The organism is Halodurantibacterium daqingense (assembly GCF_042666235.1).
Classification (GTDB): Bacteria; Pseudomonadota; Alphaproteobacteria; order Rhodobacterales; family Rhodobacteraceae; genus Halodurantibacterium; species Halodurantibacterium daqingensis.
Genome location: NZ_JBHTFQ010000003.1, coordinates 271184 through 284896, shown reverse-complemented (window position 1 = coordinate 284896; position 13713 = coordinate 271184). Strand labels below are relative to the sequence as shown.

Annotated in this window: 12 protein-coding genes; all 12 read right to left on the bottom strand. The window is 65.9% G+C overall.

Annotated elements, in window-relative coordinates; translation table 11 throughout:
* Positions 1–146: 146 nt before the first annotated feature.
* The 12 genes from recN to ftsW all read right to left on the bottom strand — a co-directional run bounded on the left by recN (position 147) and on the right by ftsW (position 13711).
* On the bottom strand, positions 147–1793 hold the full coding sequence (recN, locus tag ACFQXB_RS07555) for a DNA repair protein RecN (protein ID WP_377401551.1): 1647 nt from the start codon (positions 1791–1793) through the stop codon (positions 147–149).
* Positions 1794–1805: 12 nt separating this feature from the next.
* Positions 1806–2645 (bottom strand): outer membrane protein assembly factor BamD, encoded by an 840-nt coding sequence (locus ACFQXB_RS07550; protein WP_377401548.1) that lies wholly within the window; start codon positions 2643–2645, stop codon positions 1806–1808.
* Positions 2646–2753: 108 nt separating this feature from the next.
* On the bottom strand, positions 2754–3674 hold the full coding sequence (gene lpxC, locus ACFQXB_RS07545; RefSeq protein ID WP_377401545.1) for a UDP-3-O-acyl-N-acetylglucosamine deacetylase: 921 nt from the start codon (positions 3672–3674) through the stop codon (positions 2754–2756).
* Positions 3675–3906: 232 nt separating this feature from the next.
* A complete protein-coding gene (gene ftsZ, locus ACFQXB_RS07540) occupies positions 3907–5517 on the bottom strand; it encodes a cell division protein FtsZ (RefSeq protein ID WP_377401542.1) in 1611 nt (536 codons plus the stop codon).
* 167 nt (positions 5518–5684) lie between these two features.
* Positions 5685–7019, bottom strand: coding sequence for a cell division protein FtsA (gene ftsA, locus ACFQXB_RS07535; RefSeq protein WP_377401539.1), 1335 nt, complete (start codon positions 7017–7019; stop codon positions 5685–5687).
* Position 7020: 1 nt separating this feature from the next.
* Positions 7021–7890, bottom strand: coding sequence for a cell division protein FtsQ/DivIB (locus ACFQXB_RS07530; RefSeq protein ID WP_377401536.1), 870 nt, complete (start codon positions 7888–7890; stop codon positions 7021–7023).
* A complete protein-coding gene (locus ACFQXB_RS07525) occupies positions 7878–8792 on the bottom strand; it encodes a D-alanine--D-alanine ligase (protein WP_377401533.1) in 915 nt (304 codons plus the stop codon). The genes ACFQXB_RS07530 and ACFQXB_RS07525 overlap by 13 nt, the downstream gene beginning before the upstream one ends.
* Before the next feature lie 51 nt (positions 8793–8843).
* Complete coding sequence (gene murB, locus ACFQXB_RS07520) at positions 8844–9785, bottom strand: UDP-N-acetylmuramate dehydrogenase (protein ID WP_377401530.1); 942 nt, start codon at positions 9783–9785, stop codon at positions 8844–8846.
* On the bottom strand, positions 9782–10033 hold the full coding sequence (locus tag ACFQXB_RS07515; protein ID WP_377401527.1) for a DUF2484 family protein: 252 nt from the start codon (positions 10031–10033) through the stop codon (positions 9782–9784). Before ACFQXB_RS07515 ends, murB begins: the two co-directional genes overlap by 4 nt.
* The gene (gene murC, locus ACFQXB_RS07510) at positions 10030–11442 is read right to left on the bottom strand and encodes a UDP-N-acetylmuramate--L-alanine ligase (RefSeq protein WP_377401524.1); all 1413 of its coding nucleotides are present in this window, start codon (positions 11440–11442) and stop codon (positions 10030–10032) included. The genes ACFQXB_RS07515 and murC overlap by 4 nt, the downstream gene beginning before the upstream one ends.
* A complete protein-coding gene (locus tag ACFQXB_RS07505) occupies positions 11439–12545 on the bottom strand; it encodes a UDP-N-acetylglucosamine--N-acetylmuramyl-(pentapeptide) pyrophosphoryl-undecaprenol N-acetylglucosamine transferase (RefSeq protein WP_377401521.1) in 1107 nt (368 codons plus the stop codon). The genes murC and ACFQXB_RS07505 overlap by 4 nt, the downstream gene beginning before the upstream one ends.
* Positions 12545–13711 (bottom strand): putative lipid II flippase FtsW, encoded by a 1167-nt coding sequence (gene ftsW / locus ACFQXB_RS07500; RefSeq protein WP_377401518.1) that lies wholly within the window; start codon positions 13709–13711, stop codon positions 12545–12547. The genes ACFQXB_RS07505 and ftsW overlap by 1 nt, the downstream gene beginning before the upstream one ends.
* Positions 13712–13713 lie beyond the last annotated feature (2 nt).

Genomic DNA, 13713 nt, shown 5'->3' with positions numbered 1-13713 from the left:
GCGTTGCAGTCCCAGGTCGCCCTCGCAACCCCTGCTGCCGCCATTCAGCTCGCGCAACCTGCGAGGCGGGGCCTTGACGGCCCCGGCTGCACATCGGGCACCCCTTCCGTCCGATCCGGCCGCCGCTGCCCAGGCTTCGAAAGCACTCAGGTGGCCGCGATCAGCGCCCGCGCGGCTTCGCGTGCCGCCTCTGTAACGGTATCGCCCGCAACCATCCGGGCGATTTCATCCACCCGCGCCTCGGGGCCAAGCGGCACCACTGTCGAGGTGGTCATCCCCGCCGCAACCCGCTTCTCCACCCGCCAGTGATGCGCCCCCAGCGCGGCGACCTGCGGCGAATGGGTCACGACCAGCACCTGCGCATCCTCGGCCAGCGCGCGAAGCCGCCGCCCTACGGCATCAGCGGTCGCCCCGCCGACGCCACGGTCGATCTCGTCGAAGATCATGGTCAGCCCATCGCTGCCGCGAGTCAGGCAGACCTTCAGCGCCAAGAGGAAGCGCGACAACTCGCCCCCCGAAGCGATCTTGTTGAGCGGCCCGGCCGGCGCGCCGGGATTGGTCGCCACCGTGAAGGCCACGGCATCGATGCCCTCGGGGCCGGGTTCCGCCGCCGCAATCTCTGTGCGGAATACCGCCCGCTCCATCCGCAGCGGTGCCAGTTCCGCAGCCATCGCAACATCAAGGCGTCGGGCTTCCGCATGGCGCGCTGCACTCAGCAGATCTGCCGCAGACTCATAAGCCGCGTGGGCCTCGGCCGCTGCCGCGCGCAGTGTCGCAACCTGTTGTTCGCCGCCGTCCACAGCCGCCAGGCGACGGCGCAGATCAGCCGCAAAACCGTCCAGGTCGTCGGGCAGAACACCATGCTTGCGCGCCAGCGCCCGAATGGCGAACAGCCGTTCTTCCACCAGCTCAAGCTCGCCCGGGTTGAAATCCAGCGCCTCGAGGCAGTCTTCCACGCCCTGCTGAGCCTCGCCCAGTTCGATGAAGGCGCGGTTCAGAGCGGCAAGCGGCGCTTCCAGCGCCCCACCGGCGCGCTCTGCTGCCCCTTCGAGCCAACGCATCGCATCGCCCAGAATGCCCTCGGCCCCCTCGAGACCAAGCGCCGCATGGGCCCTTGCGATATCGGATCGGATCTTTTCCGCGCCCTGCATGGCCCGGCGTCGGGCATCAAGGCTTGCCTCCTCGCCGGGCTGCGGATCAAGCCGATCAAGCTCGGCCACGGCATGGCGCAGGAATTCCTCCTCCTCGCGCACGGCCGCGAGCGTCGCCTCGGCTTCGGCGAGGGCGTTCCGGGCTGCGCCCAGTCTCCCCCAGGCCTGACGCACCGGGCCGGTGTCCAGCCCGCCGAAGGCATCCAGCATCTGCCGGTGGCCCCGCGGGTTGAGAAGGCCGCGGTCGTCATGCTGGCCATGCAGCTCGACCAGAACATCCGAAAGCGCGCGCAGCACCTCGCCCGTGGTGCGCCGGTCATTGACCCAGGCCGTCTTGCGCCCATCAACCGAATTGACGCGCCGCAGGATCAGTTCCTCGCCTTCAGGAAGGCCGGCTTCGCGCAGGATCCTGCGCGCGGGGTGGTCGGGCCCAAGGTCGAACCAGGCCACCACTTCACCCTGTTCTGCCCCGGCGCGCACCAGTTCGGCCCGGCCACGCCACCCCAGCACGAAGCCAAGCGCATCAAGAAGGATGGATTTTCCCGCACCGGTTTCCCCGGTCAGCACGTTCAGGCCCGGCTGGAAGGCAAGCTCCAGCCGGTCGATGATCAGCATGTCGCGTATTTCAAGCCCGCGCAGCATGGGCGGCCCGCCTCACAGCCAGTCGCCGCGCACCGTCTGACGATAGACCTGCGACAGCCAGCCGTCACCACGTGCCTCGGGCGCAAGACCGCGGCCGTTCAGCAGGCGGAAGCTGTCTTCATAGAACGGGCTGGACTGGAAGTTGTAGCCCAGAATTGCGGCGGCGGTCTGCGCCTCGTCCGTCAGGCCAAGGGCGAGATTGGCCTCGACCAGCCGGTGCAGCGCCTCGGCGGTATGGGTCGTGGTCTGGAAGTCCTCGACCACCACGCGGAAGCGGTTGATCGCCGCTGCATAATGCCCGCGCCGCAGGTAATACCGGCCGATTTCCATCTCCTTCGCCGCCAGGTGATCGAAGGCCAGATCAAACTTGAGAACCGCGGACCGCGCATATTCGCTGTCCGGATACCGCTCGATCACCGCGCGCAACGCCTGAAGCGCCTGGAAGGTAAGCCCCTGATCGCGCCCGATCGCGTCAATCTGGTCGTAATAGGACAGCGCCAGCAGATACTGCGCATAGGGCGCATCCTCGTCCGCCGGATAAAAATCGAGGAAGCGCTGTGCCGCCGCGCGCGCTTCTTCATATTCGCGGTCGCGGTGGTGGGCATAGGCCTGCATGATGAGCGCCCGGCGCGCCCAATCGGAATAGGGATAGAGACGCTCCACTTCCGAGAAATAGCTGACGGCGGTGCCCGCCCGCCGGCTTGTCTCCAACTCGTATTCGCCGCGCCGGAATATTTCCTCGGCGCTGAAGTTATCCAGTGGGACATCGCGATTCGAACTGCCGCAGGCCGCGAGGGTCACCGCCAGCAGAACCCCCCCGGCGCCGCGCACCAAAAACCTGCCGAATGCCATGATCCGCCTACCCCATCCGTTTCGCGCCGGCAGCAGCGGCGCCAGTTGGCTTCGTCCTAGCACAGAAAAATCCGGTGCGCAAAACGCCTTTGGCAGGAAAATGCCCGTTCAGACCAGCGCCGGAAGGTCCGCCGTGGTCACGCCGGCACCCGGCAATTTGCGACCGCACAGCGCCGAGCAATCCACCCAGACATGGCTGCGCGGATTGGCAAAGACGGCGCGCAGCAGAGCGTTGGTCATGGCATGGCCCGCACGGTGCCCGATATAGCGGCCCAGGATCGGCCCGCCCGCCAGGCCAAGATCGCCAAGCGCATCCAGCATCTTGTGACGGACCGGCTCGTCTGCAAAACGCAAGCCCCCCGGGCTGACCACGCGGTCACCATCGACCACCACGGCATTGTCGAGCGTCCCGCCAAGGGCAAGCCCGTTTGCGCGCATCGCATCGACGTCCGACTTGCGGCAGAAGGTGCGGCTGTTGGCAAGCTCGCGCACGAAGGCGCCGTTCGCCATGTCCAGAGCCTTGTCCTGGCGTCCGATCGCAGCATCGGCAAAGTCGATGTGAAACTTGATTTCCAGCGACTCGGCCGGTTCAAGCCGGGCGAAGGCAGAACCCTCCGACACCTCGACCGGCATGAGGATGCGCAGCGCCCGCACGGGGCGGTCCAGTCGGCGCACCCCTGCGGGGACCAACTTGGCCACGAACGGTGCGGCGCTGCCGTCCAGGATCGGCACTTCCGGCCCGTCGATCTCGATCAGTGCGTTGTGAATGCCACAGCCCACCAGCGCCGCCATGATATGCTCGATCGTCGAAACCGTATCTCCGTCGGCATTGGCGATCAGTGTGCACAGGCGCGATGGCACCACCCTGTCCCAACGCGCCGGAATCGTGCGGTCCCCGGCCATGCCATCGGTCCGCCGGAACTGGATACCATAATCCGCCGGGGCCGGATGCACCGTCATCCGCACCGCCGCGCCGGAGTGAAGGCCGACGCCGGTGAACGAAACGGTTTGGTTGATCGTGGTCTGCACGGGAGCCTCATCTCGGTTGCGCAACGGCGATCCGTCGCTGCAAGCCCGAGGTAAAGGCTGCCCCCATTCTCTACAACTCAATCTTTGCAACGGGATGAAACATAGTCGGCACAACCGCAGGCAGCAGTTGAAACCAGCCGCCGTCAGCCGGATCAAGTTTCTGGAAATGCGAAAGAAAAAGGCCGGCTTACGCCGGCCTCTCGTTTGGGTGAGCTCACAAGAACTGAACCGGTCAGTTCGCTTGCCGACGCAGGAAGGCCGGGATCTCGATACGCTCCTGTTCGGGATCGTTCGCCTGCTCTTCCTCGTATTGGTTGCCCTGCGGCTGCTGACGCAGGTTCGGCTGCGGCGCGTGGCGGGGCTTTTCTTCGGCGGAATGGCCCGTCATCCGGTTGATGAGCGAGTTGATCCCGAAGCGGGGCTTTTCCTCGGCCCGCGGCGCGGCTGCCGGCTGTGCCTGACGCGACGGAACCTTGTTCACTGCCGCCTGAAGGCGGGCCATCGCCTCGGGCGTCGGGGTGCCGGCGCCTTGCTGACGCGGCGCGGGACGGGGGGCGACAAAGGCGGCCGCATCCTGCTCCGAGCCATAGCCCCCGCGCGGTGCCTGTTGCTGGCGCACGGGTTGCTGTTGCGGCTGCGGACGATAGACGGGCGGCGGCAGATCATCCTGCGCGTTGCTTTCAAACAGCGGCTCGTCATCTTCGGGCGCATGATCGAACAGGTTGTGCTGCGGCTCGGCCCGCTGGGCGGCAGGCGCATATTGCGGCGCCGGGGCCTGCTGTGCGGGGCGCTGCGGCGCTGCGGCGGGTTCGGGCTGGGCCGGCTGAAGCGGCTCGGCCAGGCGGCGGCGCGGCACCGGCACTTCAGCCGTGGCAGGCGCCGCGTCGATCCCGGTCGCAACGACCGACACGCGCATCATGCCTTCCATCGCGGTATCAAGCGTCGAACCGACGATGATATTGGCGTCGGGATCAACCTCTTCGCGGATCCGGTTCGCGGCCTCGTCCAGTTCGAACAGCGTCAGGTCATAACCGCCGGTGATGTTGATAAGCACGCCCTTGGCGCCGCGCAGGCTGATTTCATCCAGCAGCGGGTTGGCGATGGCTTTCTCGGCGGCCTGAATGGCGCGGTTTTCGCCCGTCGCCTCGCCGGTGCCCATCATGGCCTTGCCCATCTCGTCCATCACGGCGCGCACATCGGCGAAGTCGAGGTTGATGAGGCCGGGGCGCACCATCAGATCCGTCACGCCCTTGACACCCTGATAGAGCACATCATCGGCCATCGCGAAGGCTTCGGTGAAGGTGGTCTTTTCATTGGCGAGCCGGAACAGGTTCTGGTTCGGAATGATGATCAGCGTATCGACGACTTTCTGAAGCGCCTCGACACCTTCCTCGGCCTGCCGCATCCGCTTGGTGCCTTCGAACTGGAACGGCTTGGTCACCACGCCGACCGTCAGCACCCCAAGCTCGCGCGCGGCCTGGGCGATGATCGGCGCCGCGCCGGTGCCGGTGCCGCCGCCCATGCCGGCGGTGATGAAGCACATATGTGCGCCGGCCAGGTGATCGACGATTTCCTCGATCGTTTCCTCGGCTGCCGCGGCACCCACTGCGGGACGGGCGCCGGCACCAAGACCTTCCGTCACCTTGACGCCCATCTGGATGCGGGCGGGTGCGTTCGACTGCTGCAGCGCCTGCGCATCGGTATTGGCGACGACGAACTCGACCCCTTCGAGCTGCTGCTCGATCATGTTGTTCACCGCGTTGCCACCGGCGCCGCCCACCCCGAACACCGTGATCCGCGGCTTGAGCTCTTCCCGCTCGCTCATCATGAGATTCAATGCCATCGCTTTTCCGCCTGCTTATGATCGGCTGCGCCGAATTGTTCCGGTTTTCTGAGATTCTACAGGTCCCCGCGCCGACGGTCACCAGTGAATCGGTCCCTACTCACAAAATCTAGCACGTTTTCGAGATTTTCCGGCGGTATTTTGCCGAAGCGTCACGATATTGCGGTCTACCAGTTGTCCTTGAACCACTTGAATGCCCGTTTCAGCGACCGGGCCGGAAGCCGGTCCGAGGGGATGTCGAAATCCCACCATTCATCCTGCGGATGCGCCGCAAAGAGGCAAAGACCGACGGCACTGGCAAAGGCTGCCCCCGTCGCGGCCTGCGGCAGGCCCTGAACGCGCAGCGGCCGCCCCAGCCGAACCTGCTGACCAAGAATGCGCGCGGCAAGCCCGTCCAGCCCGGGGATCTGGCTGCCGCCCCCGGTGAGCACGATCTGCTGGCTCGGCAGATGCTCGAACCCGGCCGCATCCAGCCGCGCGCGCACCTCTTCCAGGATTTCCTCGACCCGGGGGCGCATGATGCCGATCAGTTCGGCGCGGCTGACGGTGCGGCGGTCCTTTTCCCAGTCGCCGCTGTCGCCGCCGATCTCGATCATCTCGCGGTCATCCATTCCGGTGGCGACCACGCCGCCATAGAAGGTCTTGATCCGCTCGGCCGTGGTGTTGGGTACCTGGAGGCCCTTGGCGATGTCGCTGGTCACATGATCGCCGCCCAGACGCACGCTGTCGGCATAGATCATGTGTTTCTTCATGAAGATCGACAGGCCCGTCGCACCACCCCCCAGATCGATGCAGGCGGCGCCAAGCTCCTGCTCGTCCTCGACCAGCGACGAGACGCCCGAGACATAGGCAGACGAGGCAAGCCCGGCCAGTTCAAGATCGCAGCGCTTGATGCAGTGAAGGATGTTCTGCACTGCACCAGCCTCGACGGTGAGAAGATGCATGTCGCAGGCAAGGCGATTGCCGATCTGCCCGCGCGGATCGCCAAGGCCGCTGCGGTGATCCAGCGCAAAGTTCACCGGCTGTGCGTGCAGCACGTCGCGGTCATGGCCGAAATCGGGCACGTCGCAGGCGGCCAGAACGCTGGCCACATCCTGTTCCGACACCGGCGCACCGGCCAGTTCGATCTCGCCGGCCAAGCCATAAGACCGCGGGCGTGCCCCGGCGAAAGTGGCGATAACGTGATCCACGCGCACCTGCGCCATCTTCTGCGCCGCCTGAACAGCGGTGCGGATCGCGCGTTCGGTTTCCTGCATCGTGTCGATTTCGCCGAACCGCACGCCGCGCGACCGGGTCGTCGCCGCCCCGATCACCCGGAACGAGGATTGTCCCGCCATGGAGCCCACGCCGTCGGCTTCACGGAACTGTTCTGGCCCGTCGAACCGCAGGATCAGGCAGGCGATCTTGGAGGTGCCGATATCAAGAACCGCAATCACACCCCGCTGCATCGCGGCGCGGCGCATGTTCCGCATGGCTCGTTGCGACTGATACAGATCGGTCATCTCATCCCCCATTCGTCAATCCGCGCACGCGGCGGAATTCGGTCATTGCATCCGGCCCCAGCCGCAGCGTCGGGCGCAGGGCGCTGCGCAGATCCACCACCAGCACATCGCGCGACAGAAGATCGCGCGCCTGATCCAGCACGATCACCCGCTCCAGCGCGGCGACCGGGGCAGTTTCGGGCAGCAACACCCGCTGATCGCGGTCCAGAACCAGATCCCAGCGGCGTTCGCCCATCCTGACAAGCCCGCGAACCCGCTCCATGATCGGCGCCGCTGCGGCGAAAAGTGCAAGGGCCTCTTCCACATGCTCATCCGCACCGAGGCCGGCGATCAGCGGCAGATCCGCCCGCGCAGCGCGTTCATCCAGCACGCCCGCACGCACGCCTTCGGCGTCCAGCAGCGCCAGCCCTTCGGCATTGCGCCAGACGATGACCGGCACGCGTTCCGCGATCCGGATGTCCAGCGTGCCGTTGGGGCGCATGCGCAATTCGGCCCGGGCAACGGGATCCAGCGCCTCGATCCGGCGGCGCAAATCTTCAAGATCAAGCGCCCAGGAACTGACAGGGAAGGCAAGGCCAAGCGTCGCGCGCACCTCTTCCACAACCGGGTCCGAGGCGCCCGTCACGGCAAGTTCGGTCAGCATGAACTCGGGGCGTTCCTGGATGGCAAGCCGCAATGCCTCGTATTGCGCGACAAGGGCGTCCCGGCGCTCGGCGCTTGCAAGATAAAGGCCCACGATGAACGCCAGGATGAACGAGGGCACCCCCACGCGCAGCAACTTGCGGAACATCGGCGTCAGCAACAGCCGGTTCCAGCGATAGGCCCAGCGGCTGGGCGCGGGATCGCGGCGCAGCCCGCCTACCGGTTGCATGATGCATCCTCCACGATCCAGCGGCACAGGTCCGGGAAGGATATCCCGGCATGGCGCGCCTGTTCGGGCGAAAGCGAAGTGGGCGTCATGCCGGGCTGGGTATTCACCTCGAGCAGGATCAGCCCCTCCAGGCCGCGCGCCTCATCCCAGCGGAAATCGGTCCGCGAGAGGCCGCGGCACCCAAGGGCGCGGTGGGCGCGCAGGGCAAAGTCCAGACAGGCGGCCTCGATCTCGGGCGGGATCTGCGCCGGCACAACGTGATGGGACCCGCCGGGCTTGTATTTCGCGTCATAGTCATACCAGCCGCTGGTCACGATATCCGTCACCATCAGCGCCCGGTCACCCATGACGGTCGTGGTCAACTCGCGCCCGGGCGCATAGCTTTCGACCATGACCGTGGCGGGCATTTCCGCGCCGAGTTGCGGAGGGCCGTTCGCAGCCTCGTGCACGAGATAGACGCCGACCGAGGAACCTTCGTTGTTGGGCTTGACCACATAGGGGGGCGCCAGCACATGGCCGCGGCGCACCTCTGCGGCACTGGCCAGCACACTTTCGACCACCGGCAGGCCCGCAGCCCGGAAGGCCGCCTTGCTGCGCGTCTTGTCCATGGCAAGCGCCGAGGCCAGAACACCCGAATGGGTATAGGGGATGCGCAGCCATTCCAGCAGCCCCTGAACGCAGCCGTCTTCACCCCAGCGGCCATGCAGCGCGTTGAAGACCACATCGGGGGAAATTTCCTTCAGGCGCGCCGGCAGGTCCGGACCGGCGTCCAGCTCTGTCACGATATAGCCTGCGTCCCGCAGCGCGGCCGCGCATTCACGCCCCGACGACAGTGACACCTCGCGCTCGGCCGAGGGGCCACCCATCAGTACCGCCACCTTGGGGGTTGTCCTGCCCGACATACCGCCCTCGTGCCTCTGGGCCTTTTGCGGCCCGTATTGTTGTTTCTTCGGTCAGCTCCCGGCGCCTGGTTCGCCTATGCGCCTGATTTCCCACTCTAACTGAATTCCGGCGTTTTGGAACACCCTTTTTCGGACTTCCTCGCCCAGCATCTCCAGATCGGCCGCTGTGGCGGTGCCGGTGTTGATCATGAAATTGGGATGTTTTTCCGACATCTGCGCGCCACCCAGGGTGAAACCCCGCAAACCTGCGTCATCAATGACCTTCCAGGCCTTCAAGGCATGGTTTTCGCCCTCGATCCCGGTCGAGGAATGGCCCACAGGGTTGCGGAAGGTCGAACCCGCGCTGCGGTCACGGACCGGCTGGCTCGCATCGCGCCGCGCCAGCTGATCGGCCATTTTCCGCTCAAGCGCCGCGGGCTCGCCCTCTCCGGCCTCGAACGCGGCCGCCACGATCACCCAGCCCTCGGGCAGGTCGCTGTGGCGATAGGCAAGGTTCAGATCGGAGGCCGGCAGATCGCGCACCTCGCCCGCCCGGGTGATGACCCGGACCGAAACGAGATGATCGGCGACATAGCTGCCATAGCACCCCGCATTCATCCGCACCGCGCCGCCGATTGCACCGGGAATGGTGCGCAGGAAGGTCAGGTCCAGCCCGGCAGTCGCCGCACGTCGTGCGACATGGGCATCCAGCGCCGCAGCCCCCGCCGTGATGCGGTTGCCGGTGATCGAGATCTCGTTGAAACCACGTCCCAGTCGGATCACGACACCACGAATACCCCCGTCGCGCACGATCAGGTTCGATCCCACGCCCAGCGGAAACACCGGCACATCCGCCGGAAGTGCCGCAAGGAAGGCCGCCAGATCCGCCTCATCCGCAGGCTGGAACAGCCAGTCGGCGGGCCCGCCCACCCGGAGCCAGGTGAGTTCGGCCATGGGGCGGCCAGGCGTCAGCGTGCCGCGCGTCGCGGGCAGGATGTCACGCGAGAGGATCATTGCGGCCCGGAAAGCCAGCGCTGCACGCGCCGAGCAAGCGGCAGATGCGGCCAGCACAGCAAGAGCGCACCTGCAACCAGCAGCAGGCTGCCGCTGAGCGGCCCGTGTTCCCAGGTAACCAGGCCGAGGATCGGGATGCCGATCACCACCAGCAACCAGACCACGCCCGACAGACCACGCAGCGAGGAAAGCGCCAGCGCGCCCGCGCCGAGAAACCAGATCAGAACCAGCGTTATCGCAACGCTCACGCCACTGCCTCCGCCGCCCCCAGACGTGCCGGAAGCCCGTTGGCCCATGCCGAGATCGTCCCCGCCCCCAGGCAGACAACCATATCACCGGGACGGGCCTGTTCTCGCACCAGGCGCTCCAGATCATCCTCGGACACGATGGCACGGGCATGGCGATGCCCGTGGCGGATCAGCCCCGAAACAAGGTCATCCCGGCTTGCGCCGGGGATAGGATCCTCGCCAGCGGCATAGACCTCGGCGATGGCGACCACATCCGCCTCGTTGAAGCAGGTGCAGAAATCTTCGAACAGGCTTGAAAGCCGGGAAAAGCGGTGTGGCTGATGAACGGCTATGATCCGCCCCTTCGTAGCCTGCCGTGCCGCACGCAGCACCGCCGCAATCTCGACGGGATGATGGCCGTAATCGTCGATGATGGTCACGCCGTTTACCTCACCAACCTTGGTGAAACGCCGGTTGACCCCACCGAAAGCGGCGAGCGCTGCGCGAATCTCGTCCTTCTTCATTCCCAGGTGCCGCGCGACGGCAATGGCCGAAAGCGCGTTCGATACGTTATGATCCCCGGGCATCGGCAAGCTGCACCCTTCGATCACCTGATCCTCCTGCTGCAACGCCACGTCAAAGCATGCGCCGCCATTTTCATAGCGCAGATTGATCGCGCGCACATCCGCCTGGGCGTTGAAGCCGAAGGTGATGACGCGACGATCCGTCACGCGGCCCACCAGCGCCTGCACTTCGGGGTGGTCGGTGCAGCAGACCGCAACGCCATAGAAGGGAATATTCGAGACGAAATCAAGAAATCCCTTCCGCAGCGCGTCGAAGCTTCCCCAATGCTCCATGTGTTCCGGGTCGATATTGGTGACGATAGCGATTGTCGCCGGCAAACGGTTGAAGCTGCCATCGCTCTCGTCTGCTTCCACCACCATCCACTCACCTGCCCCCGCCCGCGCGTTGGAGCCATAGGCATGGATGATGCCCCCATTGATGACGGTGGGATCGAAGCCGCCCTTGTCGAGCAGCGTCGCCACCATGGTGGTGGTGGTGGTTTTGCCATGCGTGCCTGCCACCGCGATGTTCGACCGCAGCCGCATCAGCTCAGCCAGCATCTCGGCGCGTCGCACCACCGGAAGCCCGCGGCGGCGCGCCTCCTCAAGCTCCGGGTTGCCCGGTTTGATCGCGGAGGAAATGACCACGACCTCGGCCTCGGCCACATTCTCGGCCCTCTGGCCGATGAACACCGTCGCCCCCAGCTCCTCCAGGCGGCGCGTAATCGGCGTCGCCTTGAGATCCGACCCCTGGACGCGGTAGCCAAGGGTCATCAGCACCTCGGCAATGCCCGACATGCCGATGCCGCCAATACCCACGAAATGGATGGCGCCAAGTTCGCCGGGAAGTTTGGTTGCGGCATTCATTCTGTTGTTCTTTCTTTCCTTGCAAGCGCCTCGACCATCTGGACAAGGCGTTCGGTCGCATCGGGACGGCCGCAATTCAGGGCGTTGCGCGACATCTGCAGCGCCCCGTCGGGATCATTCAGCACCGCCGCCACATGCTCGGCCAGGCTGTCGGGGTCCAGAGCGGCCTCGGGTATCAGGATCGCGGCGCCCGCGTCAACCAGCGCCCGGGCGTTCACCGTCTGATGATCGCCCGCCGCTGCGGCAAACGGGACCAGAATCGCCGGGCGGCCAATTATGGAAATGTCGGCGATCGAGGATGCCCCCGAACGCGAGATCACCAGCTGCGCCTCGGACAGCCGGCGGGGAATGTCGTTGAAGAAGGTTTCGACTTCGGCATCGACGCCGGCCTCGCGATAGGCGGACCGCACCCGATCCAGATCCTCGGGACGTGCCTGATGGGCCAGCCGAAGGCGGCTGCGCAGCTCCTCGGGCAGGCGCGCCACGGCCTCGGGCACGATATCCGACAAGACCCGCGCGGCCTGGCTGCCGCCGATGACCAGAAGGCTCATGGGATAGGCGCCCGGCGGAATATAGGGTGCACCGGCGCGTTCCAGCACCGCCGCACGCACCGGATTGCCCGTATGCACTCCGTCAACGCCTTGCGGCAGGTCGGTGGGCCAGGTGCCACAGGCCACGGCATCGACCCGCGGCGCGAAACGCCGGTTCACCTGCCCCAGGATGCCGTTCTGTTCATGGATCATGCGCGGAATTCGCAAGACCCCTGCGGCGGCCAGTGCCGGAATCGTCGGATAGCCCCCAAAGCCTACCACGACATCCGGCCGGTCGCGCGAGAGCGAGGCAATGGCCCGCGCCACTCCACCCAGGATGCGCAGCGGCACCACAGCCCTGGCCAGAACGCCGCCCCGCGCAAAGGTTGCACTTGCCACCTGTTCGACACCGACGACATGGGGAAACCCACCGGCATAGCGCGCACCCCGCGCGTCGGTCGAAAGCTTCACCCGCCAGCCACGCCGCACCATTGCCTCGGCCAGGGCCTGGGCAGGAAACATGTGGCCGCCGGTTCCCCCCGCAGCGATCAGAAGAAACGGTTGCCGGGCCATCAGCGCCCCCGGCGGATCAGGATGTCACCGATTTCGCCCTGCGGACGGGTGCGCGTGAAGGCGAGGAGCATGCCCACCGCGATGCCCGCCGCGATCAGCGACGACCCGCCATAGGACACGAAGGGCAAGGTCATACCCTTCGCCGGCAGCAACCGGACGGCCACGCCCATGTTGATCATCGCCTGCACGGCGAACATGCAGGCCAGGCCGGTTCCGGCAAGGCGAATGAACGGGTCGCGTTCCCGCATCAGCCGGAACAGCGACCGGACGGTCATGGTGGCGTAAAGCAGGATGATCGCAAGGACCAGGACTAGCCCGTATTCCTCGGCAGCGACCGCGATGATGAAGTCGGTATGCGCGTCGGGCAGAGACCATTTCACCTGCCCCTCGCCCACGCCCACGCCAAAGAAACCGCCTTCCTGGATCGCATTGGTCGCATAACCGAGCTGCGTGCGCGGATCGACCTCGGGCGAGAGGAACCCATCGATGCGGCGGGCAAAGTGCTCCGAATTGTTGTAGGCGAAAAGGCCGATCAATGCCACGATCCCGCCGACCCCGGTCAAGAGAAGCATTGGCGCGCCGGCCACGAAATACATCACGCCCCAACCGAACAGCACCAGCGCCGCCTGCCCGAAATCGGGCTGCAACGCCAGAAACGCCACGATGATCATCGTGACGCAGAATGACAGCAGCTTGCCGGGCGGGCCGTTGATGTCAAAGCTCGCTGCCATGAGCCAGGCCACCAGAACCACGAAGAACGGCTTGAGGAACTCCGAGGGCTGGAACGAGGCGAAGCCAAGCGAATACCACCGGACCGCGCCCTTGCCGAAGTCGGTGCCAAGCACCGGCAGAAGCGCGAGCGCCCCGAAGGCCACGAAGAACCCCATCACCCCGATCCGGCGCAACTGGGCCGGCGACATCATCGATGTGAACAGCATGGCAAGAAGGGCCATCCCGCCGAAGAACGCCTGCCGCTGAACGTAATAGAACGGTGGAAGCCCGTTACGGGTCGCCAATGGCGGCGAGGCCGCGAGCCCCAGCAACAGCCCGGTTCCGAAGAGAAGCAGTATGCATCCCATCGTCCACTTGTCCACCGTGCGCCACCAGCGCGGTATGACCGGTTCGCCTGCCCGTACCGGCATGGCGCCATAGACCATTTCCGTCATGG

Coding starts and splice junctions, on each gene's coding strand:
- recN (WP_377401551.1), bottom strand. CDS start 1,793: ATGCTGCGCGGGCTTGAAATACGCGACATGCTGATCATCGACCGGCTG.
- ACFQXB_RS07550 (WP_377401548.1), bottom strand. CDS start 2,645: ATGGCATTCGGCAGGTTTTTGGTGCGCGGCGCCGGGGGGGTTCTGCTG.
- ftsZ (WP_377401542.1), bottom strand. CDS start 5,517: ATGGCATTGAATCTCATGATGAGCGAGCGGGAAGAGCTCAAGCCGCGG.
- ftsA (WP_377401539.1), bottom strand. CDS start 7,019: ATGACCGATCTGTATCAGTCGCAACGAGCCATGCGGAACATGCGCCGC.
- ACFQXB_RS07530 (WP_377401536.1), bottom strand. CDS start 7,890: ATGCAACCGGTAGGCGGGCTGCGCCGCGATCCCGCGCCCAGCCGCTGG.
- ACFQXB_RS07525 (WP_377401533.1), bottom strand. CDS start 8,792: ATGTCGGGCAGGACAACCCCCAAGGTGGCGGTACTGATGGGTGGCCCC.
- murB (WP_377401530.1), bottom strand. CDS start 9,785: ATGATCCTCTCGCGTGACATCCTGCCCGCGACGCGCGGCACGCTGACG.
- murC (WP_377401524.1), bottom strand. CDS start 11,442: ATGAATGCCGCAACCAAACTTCCCGGCGAACTTGGCGCCATCCATTTC.
- ACFQXB_RS07505 (WP_377401521.1), bottom strand. CDS start 12,545: ATGGCCCGGCAACCGTTTCTTCTGATCGCTGCGGGGGGAACCGGCGGC.
- ftsW (WP_377401518.1), bottom strand. CDS start 13,711: ATGACGGAAATGGTCTATGGCGCCATGCCGGTACGGGCAGGCGAACCG.